Origin of the sequence: Prescottella agglutinans (genome assembly GCF_004011865.1) — a bacterium.
Taxonomy (GTDB): Bacteria; Actinomycetota; Actinomycetes; order Mycobacteriales; family Mycobacteriaceae; genus Prescottella; species Prescottella agglutinans.
Genome location: NZ_RKLP01000002.1, coordinates 1 through 19441 on the forward strand (window position 1 = coordinate 1; position 19441 = coordinate 19441).

General features: G+C 69.9%; 16 protein-coding genes. 5 read left to right on the forward strand and 11 right to left on the reverse strand.

Annotated elements, in window-relative coordinates; translation table 11 throughout:
• On the forward strand, positions 1-428 hold a 428-nt coding region (locus EGT67_RS03990), incomplete at its 5' end, for a beta/alpha barrel domain-containing protein (RefSeq protein WP_476742037.1).
• 7 nt (positions 429-435) lie between these two features.
• Here the strand turns inward: EGT67_RS03990 and EGT67_RS03995 are convergent.
• Positions 436-1608: a hypothetical protein gene (locus EGT67_RS03995; RefSeq protein ID WP_127914776.1), complete on the reverse strand. Its 1173-nt coding sequence runs from the start codon at positions 1606-1608 to the stop codon at positions 436-438.
• Positions 1609-1666: 58 nt separating this feature from the next.
• Positions 1667-2542: an SDR family NAD(P)-dependent oxidoreductase gene (locus EGT67_RS04000; RefSeq protein ID WP_206612299.1), complete on the reverse strand. Its 876-nt coding sequence runs from the start codon at positions 2540-2542 to the stop codon at positions 1667-1669.
• A 132-nt stretch (positions 2543-2674) separates the two neighbouring features.
• Here EGT67_RS04000 and EGT67_RS04005 point away from each other — a divergent pair, with 132 nt between their 5' ends.
• Both EGT67_RS04005 and EGT67_RS04010 read left to right on the forward strand, forming a co-directional pair.
• Entirely contained in the window at positions 2675-3910 is a 1236-nt protein-coding gene (locus EGT67_RS04005; protein ID WP_127914777.1) for a CaiB/BaiF CoA transferase family protein, read from the forward strand.
• On the forward strand, positions 3910-4848 hold the full coding sequence (locus EGT67_RS04010; protein ID WP_127914778.1) for a hydroxymethylglutaryl-CoA lyase: 939 nt from the start codon (positions 3910-3912) through the stop codon (positions 4846-4848). The genes EGT67_RS04005 and EGT67_RS04010 overlap by 1 nt, the downstream gene beginning before the upstream one ends.
• Here EGT67_RS04010 and EGT67_RS04015 read toward each other — a convergent pair.
• The 9 genes from EGT67_RS04015 to EGT67_RS04055 all read right to left on the reverse strand — a co-directional run bounded on the left by EGT67_RS04015 (position 4842) and on the right by EGT67_RS04055 (position 17791).
• Positions 4842-7703 carry an ATP-binding protein gene (locus tag EGT67_RS04015; protein WP_127914779.1) on the reverse strand — a complete coding sequence of 954 codons (2862 nt, stop codon included), beginning with the start codon at positions 7701-7703 and terminating at the stop codon, positions 4842-4844. The genes EGT67_RS04010 and EGT67_RS04015 overlap by 7 nt on opposite strands.
• Before the next feature lie 34 nt (positions 7704-7737).
• The gene (locus EGT67_RS04020) at positions 7738-8871 is read right to left on the reverse strand and encodes an acyl-CoA dehydrogenase family protein (protein ID WP_127914780.1); all 1134 of its coding nucleotides are present in this window, start codon (positions 8869-8871) and stop codon (positions 7738-7740) included.
• Between the two features lie 8 nt (positions 8872-8879).
• Positions 8880-10055 (reverse strand): acyl-CoA dehydrogenase family protein, encoded by a 1176-nt coding sequence (locus EGT67_RS04025; protein ID WP_127914781.1) that lies wholly within the window; start codon positions 10053-10055, stop codon positions 8880-8882.
• Positions 10056-10145: 90 nt separating this feature from the next.
• Positions 10146-10589: a hypothetical protein gene (locus EGT67_RS04030; protein ID WP_127914782.1), complete on the reverse strand. Its 444-nt coding sequence runs from the start codon at positions 10587-10589 to the stop codon at positions 10146-10148.
• Between the two features lie 60 nt (positions 10590-10649).
• Positions 10650-13175 carry an ABC transporter permease gene (locus tag EGT67_RS04035; RefSeq protein ID WP_127914783.1) on the reverse strand — a complete coding sequence of 842 codons (2526 nt, stop codon included), beginning with the start codon at positions 13173-13175 and terminating at the stop codon, positions 10650-10652.
• Between the two features lie 4 nt (positions 13176-13179).
• A complete protein-coding gene (locus EGT67_RS04040) occupies positions 13180-13947 on the reverse strand; it encodes an ABC transporter ATP-binding protein (RefSeq protein WP_127914784.1) in 768 nt (255 codons plus the stop codon).
• Positions 13948-14019: 72 nt separating this feature from the next.
• Positions 14020-16371 (reverse strand): arylsulfatase, encoded by a 2352-nt coding sequence (locus EGT67_RS04045; protein WP_127914785.1) that lies wholly within the window; start codon positions 16369-16371, stop codon positions 14020-14022.
• Between the two features lie 74 nt (positions 16372-16445).
• On the reverse strand, positions 16446-17033 hold the full coding sequence (locus EGT67_RS04050; protein ID WP_127914786.1) for a hypothetical protein: 588 nt from the start codon (positions 17031-17033) through the stop codon (positions 16446-16448).
• Positions 17030-17791: an SDR family NAD(P)-dependent oxidoreductase gene (locus EGT67_RS04055; protein ID WP_127914787.1), complete on the reverse strand. Its 762-nt coding sequence runs from the start codon at positions 17789-17791 to the stop codon at positions 17030-17032. Before EGT67_RS04055 ends, EGT67_RS04050 begins: the two co-directional genes overlap by 4 nt.
• Positions 17792-17905: 114 nt before the next feature.
• Here EGT67_RS04055 and EGT67_RS04060 point away from each other — a divergent pair, with 114 nt between their 5' ends.
• Entirely contained in the window at positions 17906-18682 is a 777-nt protein-coding gene (locus EGT67_RS04060) for a deoxyribonuclease IV (protein WP_127914788.1), read from the forward strand.
• Between the two features lie 85 nt (positions 18683-18767).
• Positions 18768-19412, forward strand: coding sequence for an AMIN-like domain-containing (lipo)protein (locus EGT67_RS04065; protein ID WP_127914789.1), 645 nt, complete (start codon positions 18768-18770; stop codon positions 19410-19412).
• Positions 19413-19441 lie beyond the last annotated feature (29 nt).

Below are 19441 nucleotides of genomic sequence, written 5' to 3' on the forward strand. Positions count from 1 at the left end.
GCACCGGCGACGTCTCCAACGCCACCACCCACATGCGCAAGATCCGTCAGGAGATCCGCCGCCTGACCTCGCTGCCCGAGGACGAGCTGTACGTCGCCGCGAAGGAACTGCAGGCCCCCTACGACCTCGTCGTCGAGGTCGCCAAGGCCGGCAAGCTCCCGGTCACCCTGTTCACCGCCGGCGGCATCGCCACCCCCGCGGACGCGGCGATGATGATGCAGCTCGGCGCCGAGGGCGTGTTCGTCGGCTCGGGCATCTTCAAGTCCGGCAACCCCGCCGAGCGCGCCGCCGCGATCGTCAAGGCCACCACCTTCCACGACGACCCCGACGTCCTCGCGAAGGTCTCCCGCGGCCTGGGCGAGGCCATGGTCGGCATCAACGTCGACGACATCCCCCAGCCCCACCGCCTCGCCGAGCGCGGCTGGTGACCTGAGCCTACGACTCGCCGCGCGCGGTCAGGGCCGCGATGTCGCCACCGAGGGTGCTGCGGAACGTGCCGATGAGCTCCTCCACCCCACCCAGTTGATCGCCCACCTGGTGGGTGTTCTCCGCCGACAGCTCCCGGTTCCCCGACCGTGCGATCAGCTCGTCGATCCGGCTGTCCAGGCTGGTCGCCCACCGCATCGATTCCATCGCCCGGAGCTGGATCTCGGCCTGCGCCAACAGGTCCCCGATCCGGGCGAGCGCGGCGACCCGTTCCACCAACTGGTCCCACACCGGCGCGAGCGCGTCGCGGCGGGACTCGACGTGCTCGCGGGCCTCGGGTGTGGACTCGAGCGCGTCGTCGAGTTCACCGACGATCCCGTGCAGCGCGACGGTGTCGACGGCGATCTGGGTCAGCTCCTCCGCGAGGTCGAGTTGCGCCCGCTGCACCGCGAAATGCTCCGAGTGCCACGCCGCCGAGCTCTCGATCCGGTCGTACAGCGTCCCGGCCAGGAACAGCAGCGTGTCGTACCGGTCGGCGAACCGGTCGTCGTCGGGTTCCACCGCACGCCCCAGCGCGTCGGCGGCACGCCGGCCGACGTCCTCCGCCCTCGTGTGCTCGGACACGCGCGCCACCCGCGACGCCGTGCCCTCGAGCATCGCGTTGCGTAGTTCGTGCAGGTGCCGCCGTTCCACCGGGAGCGGCGCCGGGGTTCGGGTCAACGCGACGAACAGCGCGTCGCGCTGCTCCGGATCGAGGTGTATCCCGTCGCGGCGGTCCCGACGGATGGCGCGCACGCCGCCCGCGTAGTGCACGTTCGACATCGTCATGGCCGAGCGCAGGCCGTCGAGCCGCTTGCCGAGTTCGGCCGCCCGGTACCGGTACGCCAACTGCACCGGTCCCGGGCGCATCGACGCGGCCCTACCGACGATCCGGGCGTGCTCGTCGGCCAGCAGGCGCAGATGTCCGAAGCCGCCGACCGACGGCAGGGTCCGCGCCACCCGGCGACGGGAAGCCAGGATCCCGCGGGTGGCCGCGTCGACGCGCCCCGCCGCGATCAACACGGACGCGGTGTCCGACAGCGGCGGATGTCGACCGTCGAGACGCGCGCGCTCGCACCAGCAGCGGACCTGTTCGTTGATGCGCGCGCGACGCTCGGCCGCGGACTGGTCGGGTGCGGGCATGATGCCTCCTCCAGGAGCCGTCTGCCCACCACTGTTCCAGAAATTTCCGTGCGCGTCGTCAGTCGATGACGGCGTCCGAGAACACCGGCGGGTTGCCGAGGAACTGACGGTGCGACGGCGGCTGCTTCCCCTCGAGGTCCTTGACGCCGAGTTCCTCCGCGACCTCGGCGCCGACGAGCACCTGACCGCTGCGCTTCATCAGCTCGGGGTCCTTCGCGAGGGCGTCGATGACACGTCCGGGGAACTCCGCCGACTCCGCCGTCGCCGCCAGGCCGTCGTACGCGCCCGGGTTCGCGTCGAACCCGGCCTTGGTGCGCTCGGTCATGAGCAGACCCATCCAGAGCGAGACGACCGCGACGTTGAACGGACGGAAGTCGACGGCCATGTCGTGGGCCATCTTGTCGACCGCGGCCTTGCCTGCGCCGTACGCGGGTCCGTGCATGTAGCAGGTGCCACCGAAGGACGACGTGTTGACGACGAGGCCCTCGCCGTTGGCGGCGAGCAGCGGCGCGGCGTAGTAGCTCGAGACGTAGCTCGACCGCATGCCGACGTCCAGCACGTCGAGCAGCGACAGCGACTTCTCCCAGAACGGGCCCTTCTTGGTCAGCTCGTCCGGAACGGCCAGCGCGTTGTTGACGAGGATGTCCAGGCGGCCGTGCTCCTCGCGCAGACGCTCGAAGAACGCCGCGACCTGCGCGTCGTCGCTGTGGTCGAGCACCACCGGCACACCCTCGCCGCCGCGGCGGGTGATCTCCTCAGCCGTCGCGAACACGGTGCCCGGCAGCGGGGCGTCACCCTCGGTCTGCGTCCGCCCGGTGACGTACACCTTGGCGCCGGTCTCACCCAGGGCGAGCGCGATGCCCTTGCCCGCTCCGCGGCTCGCTCCGGTGACCACCACGATCCGATCCGAACTCAGTCCCACCATGCACTCCATCCATCGTCGGGGTAGCCACACCGCGAGTGTGGCCCACGTCTCAATCAGCACACCGTAGGCGCGGGCCTCGGTGCATGTCACTTCCCGATGGTCGGGAAACCACGTCGGCCCGGAAGCTGCTTGAATCGGGGCATGACGCAGGACATCCCGACGCGCCCGCTCGACGGTGTGCGCGTCCTCGAACTCGGCAACTACATCGCCGCCCCCACCGCGGGCCGACTGCTCGCCGACTTCGGCGCCGAAGTCATCAAGGTGGAGCGACCCCTCACCGGCGACGAACTGCGGAACTGGCGCCTGTACTCGGGCAGCACCTCGATGCTGTACCGCACGATCAACCGGAACAAGAAGTCGATCGTGCTCGACCTGCGGTCCGACGAGGGCCGCCGCCTGGTCCTCGACCTCGCGGCGAAGTGCGACATCCTGCTCGAGAACTTCCGTCCCGGCACCCTCGAGAAGTGGGGCATCGGGCCCGAGCAGTTGAACGCGGTGAACCCCGACCTCGTGATCACCCGGATCTCCGCGTTCGGGCAGACCGGCCCGCTCGCGGAGCGGCCCGGTTTCGCGGCCGTCGCCGAGGCCCTCGGCGGCTTCCGGGAACTCGTCGGCGACCCGGACCGGCCGCCGGTGCGGGTGGGCGTGTCGATCGGCGACTCGATCGCCGGTCTGTACGCCGCATTCGGGTCGGTGATGGCGCTGTACCAGCGCAAGTCGCACGGCGGGCAGTCTCTGGCGCTGCCGCAGCGGATCATCGACGTCGCCCTCAACGAGTCGATCATGTCGATGATGGAGTCACTCGTCCCCGACTACCTCGCCTACGGCGTCAAGCGCGAGCGGGTCGGTGGCCGCATGGAGGGCATCGCTCCGTCGAACGCGTACCCGTGCAACGACGGCACGAGCATCATCATCTCGGGCAACGGGGACGCGATCTTCCAGCGCTACATGGAAACCATCGAACGCCCCGACCTCGCGGCGGACGAGGAACTGCAGACCAACGCCGGCAGGTGGGCGCGCCGCGACGAACTCGACGCCGCGATCGGGGCCTGGACGTCGCGGCACACCCGCGACGACGCGCTGCGCATCCTCGACGCCGCGAACGTCCCGTCCGGACCGATCTACACCGCCGCCGACATCGTCGAGGACGAGCAGTACAACGCCCGCAACATGATTCAGACGTTCGACGTGGACACCGGCGCCGACACCCCGCAACCGGTCGGCTTCCCGGGGATCGTGCCGGTGATCGGGGACAAGTCGCTGCCGATCGACCACGTCGGGCCGGACCTGGGCGAGCACACGCGCGAGGTGCTCGCGTCGGTGCTCGGCAGATCCGACGCCGACATCGACCGAATCATCGCCGAGACGGAGTCGTGATGACCTACTCCTTTGCACCGCAGTCGATTCTGCGTGACGTCACGTTGCGCGACGGGCTCCAGCTCACCGGCAAGCCGCTGTCGACCGCTCGTAAGCTCGAGATCGCCCGCGGCCTGCTGGCCCTCGGAGTCCCCGAACTCGAGGTCGGCTCGATGGCCCGACCGGATCTGGTCCCGCCCATGGCGAACACGCTCGAGGTGATCGGCGAACTGACGCCCGAGGAATTGGACCGCTGCTGGGTGTGGGTGGCCACCCCGCGCCACGTCGAGAAGGCCGCCGCGGCCGGCGCCCGGAACTTCCAGTACTGCTTCTCGGCGTCGGATTCGCACAACCGCGCCAACATCGGGCGCTCCACCGACGACAGCCTCGCCGCGATGCCCGCCGCGATCGAACTGACCCGCGCCGTCGGCGGACGGATCCAACTGTGCATCGCCACGTCGTTCACGTGCCCCTTCGAGGGCGAGGTCCCGGCCGACCGGGTGCTGTCGATCGCGAACGACCCACGGGCCGACGGCGCCGACGACATCGTCGTCGCCGACACACTCGGCCAGGCGGTCCCGGCGCAGGTGGCCGCGCTGGTCGGCCGGGTGAAGGCCGAATCTCCCCAGCGCCGCATCGTCTTCCACGGTCACGACACGTGGGGGCTCGGCGTCGCGAACACGCTCGCCGCGATCGGTGCCGGGGCGAGCGTCGTCGACGGCGCCCTCGGCGGGCTGGGCGGGTGCCCGTTCGCGCCCGGGGCGAGCGGGAACACCTCCACCGAGGACATCGCGTTCGCGACCCGACCGGGCTGGCTCACACCCGGGACCTTGACCGCGCTCGTCGACATCGCCACTCCGATGCTCGCAGAGTTGGGCGAACCCAACCGGTCCCGCACCGCCGAGGGAACCCGTTCCGAGGCAAACGCTTTCGAGTGGGTGCGTCCACGGAGTCAGTGACGTTCGACGACAGGACCCTCGACCAACTCGCCGACCAACCGGTTGATCTGCTCGCGGTTGAGGTGGGCACCCTGGTTGGCGTACTGCTCGTACTCGTCGTCGTCGAGGGCGTCGTGGACGACGGCGGCCTCGATGGGACCGTCCACCGCGTCGATCCACGCCGGCAGGAACCCGGCCTGCGCGCCGAGGCTGTCCACCGCGCCCATGAGCACCGCGCCGTCCGTCGGGCGGCCCGCCGTGGCCAGCACCGCGGCGGTCGAATGGATCATCACCAGCCAGGAGATGACGTCGGGTTCCTCGTCGAGGTCCGCGCGAAGTACACGCATCGTCGCGAGCGCTCCCTCCACGTCGCCCGCGTCGGCCGCGGCCTTCATCAGCGCCCACGTCGACGACGTCACCGCCCAGCGGTGCCCGTACCGCTCGCCGGCGCGGATCGCGTCCCGCAGTTCGACCCGGGCCTCCTCCGCCTGACCGATCGACCGCAGCAGCATGCCCAGCACCATCCGCGCCTCGGCCTCGATCCATCCCGCGTCGTGCTCGACGGCCAGGTCGACCGCGTGACGCGCCAGTGCGACCGCCTCGTCGGACCGCCCCTGCATCGCCACGAAGTGCGCGCGCCACGCCTCGTCGCGGGCCACCTCGCCGACGTCCCCGATCGACGACCACAACTGCCCGCCCCGACGGACCGCGTCCTCGGCGGTCGCGGCGTCACCTGTCAGGTAGGTCAACGACGCCAGCCCGTCCAGGGCGCGCGCCATCACGCGAGGCTCGGGCGGCCGCCAGTCGCCCGCCACCAGGTCCAGCGCGGTCCGCAGGAACTGCAGACCCTCACCGATGTTCCCGGTCCGGTACCAGAACCAGGAGAGACGGCCCGCCAGGTCGAGCGCGTAGTGGGCGTCGTCGACCGCGAACGCCGACTCGAGGGCGGCCCGGTGCTCCGCCTGGTCCGCCGCGAGCAGCCTGATCGCCTGCCGCCCGCGGGAGCTGTGCAGTGCCGCCGAGACGGATTCCACCCGCGCCAGCACGAAACCGCGGTGGGCCGCGCGGATCGCGATCGACTCGGCGTCGTCGGCTTGGTCGCGCGCGAACCGGCGGATCGTCGCCAGCATCCGATAGCGGGTAGGTGACGACCCCGGCACCACCCGCAGCAGGCCCCGCCGCACCAGCGACGTCAGCACCACGGAAACCTCCGCCGTAGAACCCAACACGCACATCGCGGTCGCGCCCTCCACGTCGAACGAACCCGCGAACACCGAGATCCGGCGCAACAGGCGGGCCTCCCCACCCGACATGAGCCGGTTGGCCCAGTCGACGGTGTCCCACATCCGCCCGCGCGGCCCGATCGCCGGCGCCGGGTCTCCGTGCATCAGCGCGAAGCGGTCTGCGAGGCCGTCGGCGATCGCCTGCTCGGTCACGTAGCGCAGCTGCGCCGCCGCCAGCTCCAGACCGAGCGGCAGTCCCTCGACCTCCTGGCAGATCGCCTGTACCGCACGCCGATTCTTCGCATTGAGCGTCCACGTGGCGCTCACCCCGACGGCGCGTTCGGCGAAGAGTTCGACGGCAGCGTCGTCCACCGACAGCGGCGCGACCTCGTGGACGCCTTCGCCCTCGACACCGAGCGGCACGCGTCCCGTGACGATCATCCGGACGTCCGGGCAACTGGCGAGCACCGCCCGGGCGACGTCCGCGGTGTAGTCGGCGACGTGTTCGCAGTTGTCCAGCACGAGGACACACGACCGGGCCGCCATCGTCTCCGCCAGATGCGTCGGGGACCCGACTCCCGGCAACGCCAGCAGCGTCGCGATGGTCGACGGAATCAACGCGCCGTCACTGACTTTCGTGAGATCGACGATCCACGGACCGTCGGGTGCCTCGACTCGCCGGCACACCTCCACCGCCAGCCGCGTCTTGCCCACGCCGCCGGGACCGACGAGGGTGACGAGCCGACGTTCGTCGACCAACTGCACGATCGACGACACGTCACGCTCACGGTCCACCAGCCGGGTCCGCGGCTGGATCAGATTCGAGTTCGGCATCTCGAGCGGCGGTGACAGCTGCGCCGATTCGAGATAGACGCTGTCGTGGGTCATCAGGGCCGTCTCGATGCGTCGGAGACCGGCGCCGATCTCGCACCCGAGGCGGTCGTCGAAGATGGCGCGGCAGCGTCGGAGCGCCGCCAGGGCGTGCGCCTGCTGACCGGACCGGCTGAGCCCCAGCGTCAGCAACTCCCAGGCGCGTTCGTCGAGGGGATGGTCCGCCACGAGGGCCTCGGCCTCCACCGCGGCCGCCGCCGGGGAGTCGGCCGCGAGTTCGGCGCCGGCCAACGCGATCCGCGCCTCGAAACGGCGCTCGGTCAGTCGCGCCACCTCGGACTCGATGAAGACGGTGTCGGCGAACGCCGACACCGGGAGCCCCTCGTACGCGAGGCCGCGCCACTGGCGCAGACCCTCGCGGTAGGCGTCGGCCGCCGTGTCCGGGGCGCGCTCGAGCATCGCGTCGCCCCGGCGGACCTCGTCGAGGAACCGCGCCGAGTCCACCGCGTCACGCGGCACGACCAACTGGTATCGGGTGCCGTCCCGCACCAGCACACTGTCCCCGTCGTCCAGCCGACTGCGGAGCCCCTCGAGCGCCTGCTCGAGCGGATCGGGTCCGCCCCCGGCCTGACCGTTCCCGGCCGCGGCAGCGCCCGTATACCGGACCTGGGCGCGCAACCGCTCGATGTCGACCGAATGCGGGAAGGCCACCAGCAGCGCGGCGAGCAACGCCCTCTGCTGCTGGTCCAGGACGATCTGCCGTCCGCCACGAGTGGCCGCGACCGGACCCAGGACCGTGAACTCGATTCCGTCTGCCCCCACCCCAACTCCCTTCACGCCGCGCCGCGGGCCCGAGCTAATCCGCGACGTCGACCATGTCGTGCCCGGCGACGTCGGCGGCGAGGGCCCGCAGATGGTCGTCGGCCGAGCCGAGCGTGTGTTCGATCGCGGTCAGCCGGGACACGTAGTGGCCCACCGCGTATTCGGCGGTCATGCCGATGCCGCCGTGCATCTGGATCGCCTCCTGGCCGATGTGCCGCGCCGACCTGCCGATCCGCAGCTTCGCGCGGGACGCGACGACGGGATCGACCACGCCGTCCGCGAGGGACATCGTCACGTACAGGCTCATGCTCCGCGCCAACTCCAGCGACACGTACATGTCCGCGGCGCGCTGTGTGAGCGTCTGGAAGCTGGCCAACGGCACGCCGAACTGCTTACGGGTGCGGAGGTATTCGGTGGTCAACCGCAGCACCTCCTCCATCGCGCCGACGGCCTCGGCGCACAGTGCTGCCTGAGCCCGGACCTGCGCCGCCCGGATCGCGGCGACGGCATCCCCGCCGTCACCCAGCGGTTCGGCGGCGACGTCGCCGAACTCGATCTGCGCGGCACGCAGACCGTCGTGTGTGGCGTACCGTCGGCGGACCACGCCGGGGGCGTCCGCATCCACCAGGAACACGCCGACCCCACCGTCCGGCAGCGCCGCCGAGACGACGAGCGTGTCGGCACAGTCACCGCGTAGAACCGGATTCTTGGTTCCGATGATCGTCCACGAATCCCCTTGCCGGACAGCGCGGGTGGTCACGTCGACCGCGGGCCAGCGGGTCCCAGGCTCGGCGTGCGCGAAGGCCAGCAGCAGGCCGCCGCCGGTGACGGCCGGCAGGATCTTCCGTCGCTGCGCCTCGCTGCCCACGTCCGCGATCACGCTGCCGGGCACCACGACCGCGTCGAGCACGGGTTCGGGGGCGAGTCGCCGCCCCAACTCCGTCATCACCAACCCGACCTCGACAGGCCCGGCCCCGGATCCGCCGTCCTCGTCGTCGAACCCGAGTCCGAGCAGCCCGGTCTCGGCCAGCCGACCCCACACGTCCGCGCTCCACCCCCGCGGTGACGCCTTCACCTCGGCGAGCGCCTCCGCGTCGTAGCTGCGGTCCAACAGGCCTCTCGTGGTGTCCCGCAACAACTTCTGTTCGTCATCGAGTTCGAAGTCCATTCCCCGCCTCACAGTCCGAGGATCGAGGAGGCGATGATGCTGCGCTGCACCTCGCTCGACCCGCTGTAGATGGACACCTTCCGGTAGTTGAGGTAGATCGGGGCCGCGCGCTGCGCCCACAACGGCGACTCGATGTCGGGTCCGGCGTCGAACGGCAGCGAGTCCGGTCCGGCCACATCCACCAGAAGTTCGGTCGCGGCCTGCTGCAGTTCCGAGCCCCGCAGCTTCAGCAACGACGACGCGGGATCGGGCTTGCCGTGCGCCGAGGAGGCCACGACGCGCAGTTGCGTCAATTCGAGTGCGAGCAGTTCGTTCTCGAGTTCGGCGACGCGGGCCGCGAACAGCGGATCGTCGAGGAGGCTGCCCGTGCCGAGGGGCGTGTGCGCCGCGTGTTCCTTCGCCCGCGCCAGCCTGACCTTGGCGCGGCCCACACCCGTGACGCCGGTGCGCTCGTTGCCGAGCAGGAACTTCGCATAGCTCCACCCGGCGTTCTCCTCGCCGACCAGGTTCTCGGCCGGCACGCGGACGTCGTCGAAGAACACCTCGTTGACCTCGTAACTGCCGTCGATCAACCGGATCGGCCTCACCGTGACACCCGGCGACGTGAGGTCGACGAGCAGGAACGAGATTCCCGCCTGCCTCTTCGGGGCGTCCGGGTCGGTGCGGACGAGGCAGAAGATCCAGTCGGCGTACTGGGCCAGCGTCGTCCACGTCTTCTGCCCGTTGACGACGTAGTGGTCGCCGTCGCGCACCGCGCGGGTCTGCAGCGAGGCCAGGTCGGACCCGGCTCCGGGCTCGGAGAATCCCTGACACCACCAGATGTCGAGGTTCGCCGTCGCCGGCAGGAACCGTTCCTTCTGCTCCTCCGACCCGAACGTCGCGATCACCGGGCCGACCATGTTCGCGTTGAACGCCAGCGGTTCGGGCACCGCAGCCAACTGCATCTCGTCGAGCCAGATGTGCCGCTGCACCACCGACCAGTCGCGACCGCCCCACCGGACCGGCCAGTGCGGCACCGCGAGCCCCGCCGCGTTGAGGATGCGCTGCGTCGCGACGAAGTCGTCCCGGCCGATCGGCGCACCGGACGCCACCCGCTCGCGGATCTCCGCGGGGATCTCGGTGCGGAAGAAGGTCCGCATCTCCTCCCGGAAAGCGCGCTCCTCAGCGGTCAGGGCCAGGTTCATCGACGATTCCCTTCACGCGCACGGATCTGGAGTGGTCTCGTTGCGAACGCTACTCCCTCCGGCGTGACGAACGGCGGCTTTGCGCGGGGGCTAGCGCGTCTCCAGGACCAGGAGAAATCCCCCGGCGCCGGCATCCACCCGGGTCGTCAGGGCCAGATCGGGTGCGAGCCGCGAGAGCCGATCGAGCAGCCACTCACCCGCGGCCACGGCGTCCGCTTCGCCCGGACACCGGGCCACTGCGACCCGGCCACCCTTGCGGCCCAGTTGCTCGACGACACCGATGATCGGCGCCGGGTCGACGACGAACAGTTCGTCGGGCCACGGCACGACGGGCTTGACGGCCCCCTTCTTCGTATTACACGCGCGGTGCGCCAGGCGCTCCTGAACCGACTTGCCCTTGCTCTTCTTCGCGGTGCTGAGGCCGTCGACGCTCGGCCCACGCGGATCGTTCACCGACATGTCCGGGTCGACGGGCTCGTCGCACAGCCAGCAGCGCCAGCCGTCGCGTTCACCGATGTCCTGCAGGTTGCTCACGTGAAGACGGTACCGCCGCGGCGAAGCGCCGCGGCGGTACCGTTCCCGAGCACCCTGCCCCTACATGTCGGCGATGGCCTCGAGGGGCTTGGTCCGCGCCGCCCGACTCGCCGGCCACAGTGCCGCGAGGACGCCGACCACGGCGGACCCGATCAGCATCGCGACCACCTGACCCCACGGGACCGAGATCTGGTCGAGGCCCTCGTCGGCGAGCGTCCGCACGAAGCCCCAGCCGAAGACCACACCGAGCACGACACCGACGAGGGCGCCGAACACCGCGATCAGGACCGACTCGAGGTAGATGGTGCGGCGCACCTGCGCCCGCTGCATTCCGACTGCCCGCAGCATGCCGATCTCACGTCGACGTTCGACGACGGAGAGCGCCAGGGTGTTGACGATGCCGAGGATCGCGATGACGACCGCGAGTGCGAGCAGGCCGTACAGCACCGCGAGCAGCGTGTCGATCTGCTGCCCCTGGGTGCCCTTGAACTGCTCCCGGTCCTGGACCTGCACCACGACGAACGGGTCGGTCGCGGTCGCGAGGTCGGACGCCATCGCGGTCAGGTCGGAACCCGGCGCCGCCTTGATCAGCACCGCCCACTCGGTGCGCATGCTCAGCGGCGTCACGTCCTGGTACACCTGGTCGGAGACGACCCACGGACCGAGCAGCTGGTTGTCGGCGTAGATGCCGGTCACCGTCGTGGTGACCTGCTCGCCGTCGCGGTCGGTGAGGGTGACCGGCGTGCCGAGCTTCCACCCGTGGTCGGCGGCCTCGGTCTCGCTGACCAGCATGTCGGTGCCGGTGATCGAGGTGGTCCCCTCCTTCATGGTGTAGTCGAGCACGCCGTCGGGCGAACCGCTCAGGGCCGTGCCGAACACGTCCTCGTCGTCGATCTTCACGGCGACACCGTGGAGGGAGACCGCCTGCTCGACGCCGGTCACCTGCCCGGCGGCCGCGGCGGCGCCCGCCGGGACACCGATACCTTGCGGTCCGCTGAGCACGAAGTCCGCCTCGACGCCCTTGTCCACGAGCGCGTTCACGCTCGACTTGGCGGACGCACCGAACACACCGATCACCGACACCAGCATCAGGCCAAGGGTCAGCGCGAACGCCGTCGCCGCCGTGCGCTTGGGGTTGCGCACCGCGTTGGTACGGGCCAGGCGACCCACCGGGCCGAAGGGCTTGGCGAACACCGCGCCGAGGGCACCGACAACGGGACGCGACAACGCCGGAGCCGCCAGCAGCACCGCGAGGACGAGTCCCAGCGCGCCGAGTCCGACCGTCGCCGCGGCGCCGCCACCGGTGGACTGGGCGCCGACGACCAGAGCGAGAACACCCAGCACTGCAGCGATCGAACCGATCAGGGTGCGCACCTTGAGGGTGTCGCCGGTGGAGGCGAACTCCTCGCGCATCGCCGCCACCGGCGGCACCTTCGAGGCCCGGCGGGCCGGCGCGTAGGCGCTGACGACGGTCACGAGCACACCGAGGACGAGCGCCACGATGATCGTGCGGGGCGCGACCTGCAACGAGCCCTCGGGCAGGCCGAGGTCGAACGCGTTGAGCAGGCCGCGCAGTCCGTACGCGAGTCCCACACCGGCCGCGAGGCCGAGCGCGCTGCCGATCACGCCGACGACGAGCGCCTCCAGGACGACCGACCGGCCCACCTGCTTGCGGCTGGCGCCGATCGCACGCAGCAGCGCGAGTTCGCGCAGGCGCTGGGCGACGATCATCGAGAAGGTGTTGTAGATGATGAAGGTGCCGACCAGCAGCGCGATCGCGCCGAACGCCAGCAGGAAGTAGTTGACGAAGCTGAGCGCCTGACCGATCTCGTCCTTGGTCTCCTCACGCACCTCGGCGCCGGTCTGGACCTTCGTGTCGGGCAGCGCCGCCGCGATCCGGTCGCGCAGTTCGTCCTGCGAGACCCCCGTGCCCGCGACGTCGATGTACCCGACGTGGCTGCCGTCGGTGAACAGTTGCCGCGCCTGCGCGTCCGTGAACAGCACGCCGACGTACCCACCGGTGTCGGTCTCGGGGGCGTAGAGGCCCGAGATCGTGACGTCGTTCCACCCGTTCATCGTCAGCACGCGTGTGTGGTCGCCGACCTCCAGGCCGGCACGCTTCGCGGCGCCCTCGTTGAGCGCGATCTGTCCGGCCTGTTCCGGCGGGGTACCGGTCACGAACTTCGTCGGCTCGCCGAACTGCTGCTCCGGCGGCAGATACGACGACCCGATACTGGGGGCGCCGCCGTTCTGCGTGGGTTTGCCGGCCGAGTCGAGGACCACTATCTGACCGCCCACGGACGGCGCGACGGCGCGGACGCCGTCGACCGCGCGGATGGTGTCGACGTCCGCGATCGGGACGCCGCTCGAGCCCTGCTCGACGGGGCTGACACGCACGTCGATGCCGTCGGCGGAGCCGTCGACGATGCTGTCGAACGTCTTCTGCAGGGTGTCGGTGAAGACGAAGGACCCCGCGACGAACGCCGTGCCGAGCACGACCGAGAGCACGGTGAGGATCAGCCGCACCTTGTGGGCGGCGAGGTTGCGCAGGGACACCCTGCGCATCGGGGAATTGGTGACCGCCATGGTGTCAGACCGTCTCGAGGTTCTTCATGCGGTCCAGGACCGACTCGGCGGTGGGCTCGCGCAACTCGTCGACGATCTGCCCGTCGGCGAGGAAGACCACGCGATCGGCGAAGCTCGCGGCCCGCGGATCGTGCGTGACGATCACGACCGTCTGGTCGAACTCGTCGACCGCGGCCCGCAGGATCGAGAGCACCTCACCCGACGAGCGCGAATCCAGGTTGCCGGTCGGCTCGTCGCCGAAGATGATCTCCGGCTGTCCGGCGAGCGCCCGCGCGCACGCGACACGCTGCTGCTGGCCGCCGGACAGCTCACCGGGACGGTGGTCGAGCCGATCGCGCAGACCCAACCGGTCGACCACGGTGTCGAGCCACTGCTGGTCGGCCTTCCGACCGGCGATGTCGAGCGGCAGGGTGATGTTCTCGAGCGCCGTGAGGGTCGGCACCAGGTTGAACGCCTGGAAGACGAACCCGATCCGGTCCCGGCGCAGCTGCGTCATCTGCTTGTCCGAGAGGGTGGTCAGATCCGTCGCGCCGATCAGCACCGAACCCGACGTCGCCGCGTCGAGACCGGCCAGGCAGTGCATGAGCGTCGACTTGCCGGAGCCGGACGGCCCCATGATGGCGGTGAACTCCCCCCGCGCGAACTCCGCGGACACGCCTGCGAGGGCGTGGACCTGGGTGTCCCCCGACCCGTACACCTTCGTCAGGTTGACCGCACGAGCGGCAACGGTGGTCTCGGTGGGCATCTCGGTTTCGGTTGGCATGCCCAACATCCTCACCCGAGCGGGTGACGGAAAACCATCGGGGACATCCCTGATCTTGTACCCGGACTCAGGGATGACCCGTCAGTCGTGCGAGAAGGCGCGGGCGATCTCCCGCTCGAGGTCGAGGTACGGGGCGCCCGAGACGTCGGCGGTCACCTGCGCGACGGTTCCCCCGCGGAAACGGAACGGTGCCCGGTAGAGCCGCGAAACGGACTGGCCGGTGTCGCGTCCGACCCGGATTCCCTCCCCCACCCCGGAGAACATCGCCGGCTGGATCCGGACGCCACCGAGAGAACCGACCTCGCGGTCGTCGACGTGAAGGGTCACGTCGCCGATCGGGGTGAACCCGTCGTCCGCCGCCCCGGTCCGGTCGAAGCGCACCCCGAGCACGTGGGCGCCGACGGGCACCGGCTCGGACGCGACGACGACCTGCTCGTCCTCCCCGAGGAAGTTGTAGACGTACTTCAGGTGTCCGTCCTGCACGAACAGACTGTGGCCGCCGAGTCGGCCGCCGTGCGCGAACAGGACGCCCTCGACGTCGTCGGATTCGACTCTCACGTCCGCGAGCACCGAGAAGGACCGCCCCCGCATCTCCAGCGCGGCGCCCGGCCCCACCTCGGCCGCGTCCGGGTAGTAGACGAACGACTCCCGTGCCCCCGTCAGGTACGGCCGGTAACGCAGGAACGCGGACAGCACGTCGAGGTCGTTGAGCGGCAGCCCGTCGTACTTCGCGGCCTCGTCGAACCACAGCCTGCGCAACTCGTCGAGTTTGTCCGGCCGCGCCGCCGCGAGGTCGCGGACCTGGCTGCGGTCCCGCTCGATGTGGAACAACTCCCAGCGGTCCTGGTCGAAGTGCGCCCAGTTGGACGGGGCCGCCGGGTGCACGGTGTTCGCGAACCAGCCGTCGTGCCAGATTCCGCGGGTGCCGAGCATCGAGTAGAACTGGGTCGTCTTGCCGGTCGCCGCCTCCGGGTCGCCGAGGACCGGACGGAAACTCACCCCCTCGAGCGGGCGCTGCGGCACCCCACCGACCAGCAGCGGCGGATCCACGCCGAGCAACTCGTACACCGTGGGCGTGACGTCGCAGACGTTGATGTAGTTGTCGCGGATCTCGCCGCGCGCGGAGATGCCGTCCGGCCACGAGATCACGCACGGGTCCGCGATCCCTCCCTCGTGGGACGCGTACCGCTTGAACAGCTTGTACGGGGTGTTGAACGCCATCGCCCACCCGGTGCAGTAGTGGTTGTACGTCTCCAGACCGCCCAGGTCGTCGATCTTGGCCAGACCGTCCTCGACCCGGTCCGGGTAGCCGTTGAAGAACTTGTACTCGTTGACCGAGCCGTTGGGGCCGCCCTCGCCGCTGGCACCGTTGTCGGACAGCAGCACGACGATCGTGTTCTCGAGCTGCCCGGATTCCTCGAGGTAGTCGAGCAGTCGGCCGATCTGGGCATCGGTGTAACTCTGGAATCCGGCGAAAACCTCCGCCATCCGGCAGAACAGCCGCCGCTCGTCGTCGTCGAGCGAATCCCACGGGCGGACGGTGTCCCCCACCGGCCACGGCACGCCGTCCGCGCTCACCTCGTCAGCGTACGGATTCATCTGCGACAGTTCGGTGTCCGCGGGAACCAGGCCGAGCCGCTTCTGGTTGTCGAGGACGATCTCGCGGTACCGCTCGTAGCCCATGTCGAAACGGCCGGCGTACCGGTCGGCCCATTCCTTCGAAACATGATGCGGCGCATGCCCGCAGCCCGGACACAGGTAGAGGAACCACGGCTTGTCCGGCGCGATGACCTTGGCGTCGCCAATGAACTCGATCGACTTGTCGGCCAGGTCCTTCGACAGGTGGTAGCCGTCCTCCGGCGACGACGGCGGATCGACCGGATGGTTGTCGTAGACCAGATTGGGGTACCACTGGTCGGCCTCACCGCCGAGAAATCCGTAGAATCGCTCGAACCCTCGCGAAAGCGGCCAATTCCTTTTGGTGGCAGCCAGATTCGACTCCTCCAACGGGGTCAGGTGCCATTTGCCGACGGCGTAGGTGTTCCAGCCCCTCTCGCCCAGCACCTCCGACAGCAGTGCCGCATCGGCCGGTATCCGACCACTCGAGTTGGCGAACCCGTCGGTGAACTCCTCGATCGTCGCCATCCCCACCGACGTCGGGTTCCGCCCGGTCAGCAGCGCGGCGCGCGTCGGCGAACACAGCGCGGTGGTGTGGAACTGACTCAACAACACCCCACGTTCGGCGATCCGCCGCAGATTCGGCATCTCGACCAGACCGCCGTAGAAGTCCCAGGTGCCGATCCCCGTGTCGTCCCACACCAGGTACAGGACGTTCGGGGCGCCCTCCGGCGCACGCGGTTCCGCGAACGGCGCCCAGTCCGGCGTCGAATCCCGGATGTCGACCGAAACCTTGCCCGTGAACTCCGCAGCCATGGCCGGGTCCTCCCGATGCGCGTGAGGGTCTCATCATCACACGCACCGGGAGGCTCCGGGGCAGGTTCGGGCGACTAGCCCCGCGTCTCCATCATCACGTTGAAACCCCTGGTGAAGTCCAGATAGTCCACGACGTCCGTTCGGACGACATCGGGGCTGCCGGGTCCCGCATAGTAGTGCTCGCGGTAGTCGTCGACGGTGTCGAACCACAGTTCCGAGATGGCCTCGATCGCGCCGGCACCCTCGCCACGGGCATCGACGACGAGGTTCTGCACATACCTGCTCACGGCCGGATGGTGCACCCGCGCGATCTCGGCGTGCGCGGCGTAGCGGCGCTCGAACTCGGCGCGCGGGACATCAGCACGGCGCGCGACGAAACACACCTGCTTGATCCCGGCCCCCGTGATCCCCGCGGTGGGATCGCGGCGGTCCCAGCGGACCGACTCCGCGAGCGTCAACACGGCGTCGGGTTCGACGCCGACGTCGACCGGCGCGTCGCCCCACGACCACACGACGGTCCGCAGCGGGACGTCGTCCGACTGCGGTGCAACGGAATTGGTCCGGAAGATCCCCGGTCGGTGGACGTCGACGGCCGACCGACCGCCGACGTCGACGGCACCGAGCGCGTCGGCGAACGCGAACGCCCGCTTGACCACCGTCACGACCAGCGCGCCTGGCCACCGTCGAGCGGCACCGTCGCACCCGTCAGGTACGTCGCGTCGGGCCCGACGAGGAACGCGACCGCGTTACCGATGTCGGTCTCGCAGTCGCCGATCCGGCGCATCGGGATACTCGCGACGAACGCGGCGGCCTCCTCCGGGCGCGCCTCCGTCCAGCGCTGCAGACCGGGCGACATCGCATGCGGAGCAACCGCATTGACGCGAATGTTGTCGACACCCCACTCGCACGCGGCGGCGCGGGTGAGCGACCGCACCGCCTCCTTCACCGACGCGTAGCCGCCGTACCCGCTCGCGTCCCAGCGAACCGCGACCGAGGACACCATGTTCACGATCGCGCCGCCGCCACGCTCCTTCATGTACGGGTAGCAGGCCTGCATCGTTCGCAGCGCGGCGATGGGACCGGAGGTGTAGGCCCGCTCGAGGACGTCCGCCTTCAGGTCGTTGATCGGCCCCAACGGGTTGAGGCTGGCGTTGTTGACCAGGATGTCGACGCCACCGAACAGCGCCGCGGTGGTGTCGACGGCACGCGTGATGTCGTCGGCGTCCGACACGTCCGCGACGACCGGTTCGGCGACACCACCGAAAGCGGCAATCGCCTCGCAGGTCTCGATCAGCTTGGACTCGGTCCGCCCCGACACCGCGATCCGCGCGCCCTCCTTGGCGAGCGCGAACGCGACGCCCTGACCGACGCCCTGGCCTGCGCCCGTGATGAGCGCGACCTTTCCATCCAACTTGCCCATGTGGTTTCAATCTCCCGCATCAGTAACGTGTCGACGCACACACAACCAGGTGCCGCCGACCGTCACGTCGCGTTTCCCGTTGATCGGGACCAGTTGGCCGCTACTCTCGACGTCATGCGGATCGGAGCCCATGTCCGGCAGGACGCCGACCCCATCGGGGCCGGCGAACGACTCGGCGCGGAAATCGTCCAACTGTTCCTCACCGACCCGCAGAAATGGGACAAGCCCGAGCCGCATCCGCAGACGGAGCGGATCTTGCAGAGCCCCATCGACGTCGTCGTGCACTCGTCGTACGTCATCAACGTCGCCAGCCTCAACAACCGACTCCGGATGCCGTCGCGCAAGGCGGTCACCGACCAGGCCGCGGCAGCCGCCGACATCGGCGCGGTCGGCCTCGTCGTCCACGGTGGCCATGTGCGCGACGGCGAGGATCCCGCCGCCGGTGTCGCGAACTGGCGCAAGCTCTTCGAACGCCAGCAGGACAAGGGCGGATTCCCCGTGCCGATCCTCATCGAGAACACCGCGGGCGGCGACTTCGCCATGGCCCGGCATCTCGATGCGATCGCACGACTGTGGGACGCCGTCGGCGAGTTCGGCGCCGGTTTCTGCCTCGACACGTGCCACGCGTGGGCGGGGGGTGAGCAACTGCTCGGCATCGTCGAGCGGGTCAAGGCGATCACCGGCCGGATCGACCTGGTGCATCTGAACAATTCACGCGACGAGTTCGACTCCGCCCGCGACCGGCACGCGAACCTGGCCACCGGCATGATCGACCCCGCGATGCTCACCGCCGTCGTCTCCGCGGCCGACGCCCCCGTGATCCTCGAGACCCCCGCCGACGGGATCGCCGACGACCTCGCGTACCTGCGCGATGCGCTGGCCGGCGACTGACGAGTCTCCGACATCACATACCGAATCGGCCACGACGCCGCGTCGGACGTGAACCGACCCGCCACCGGCACCTACCATCCCGGACATGACGCACTACCGGTCCCGCCGCACCCTCGCCCTGTCGTCCGTCGCTGTCGCCGCGCTCGCGCTCGCGGGGTGTACCAGCGCCGAATCCGAGCCGACCGCATCGACCACGTCGATGACCTCGTCGGCCGCCGTCGACTCCGACTCCGACTCGAACCGTCAGCCGAAGGCGCTCGCTGCGCCCGCCGAGGGCACGCTCACCGCGGCACCGACCGGGCAGTCCCAGCAGACCTCAGCGGCGTCGCCCGACGCCGCGCTGACGATCACCGACATCCGCGTCGGCAAGCACGACGGCTTCGACCGCGTCGTCTACGAGTTCGGCGGAACCGGAACCCCCGGTTGGCGTGCCGACATCGTGTCCACCGCGACCCAGCAGGGCAGCGGCAATCCCCTGGCGGTCGCCGGTGAGGGCATCCTCCAGGTACTCGTCGACGGCTCCTCGATGCCGTTCATGACCAATGTCGAGCCGTACTCGGGCCCGAACCCGCTCGAGGTCGAGAACCCCGTCGTCGTGACCGAGGTGCGGGACGCCGGAATCTTCGAGGGCACCGACCAGACGCTCATCGGGCTGACCGACCGGGACGTCTCGTACCGCGTCTACACCCTCACCGAGCCGACGCGCCTGGTCGTCGACGTCGCCCGCTGACGCACCTCCCGATTTGACCTCAACCATTC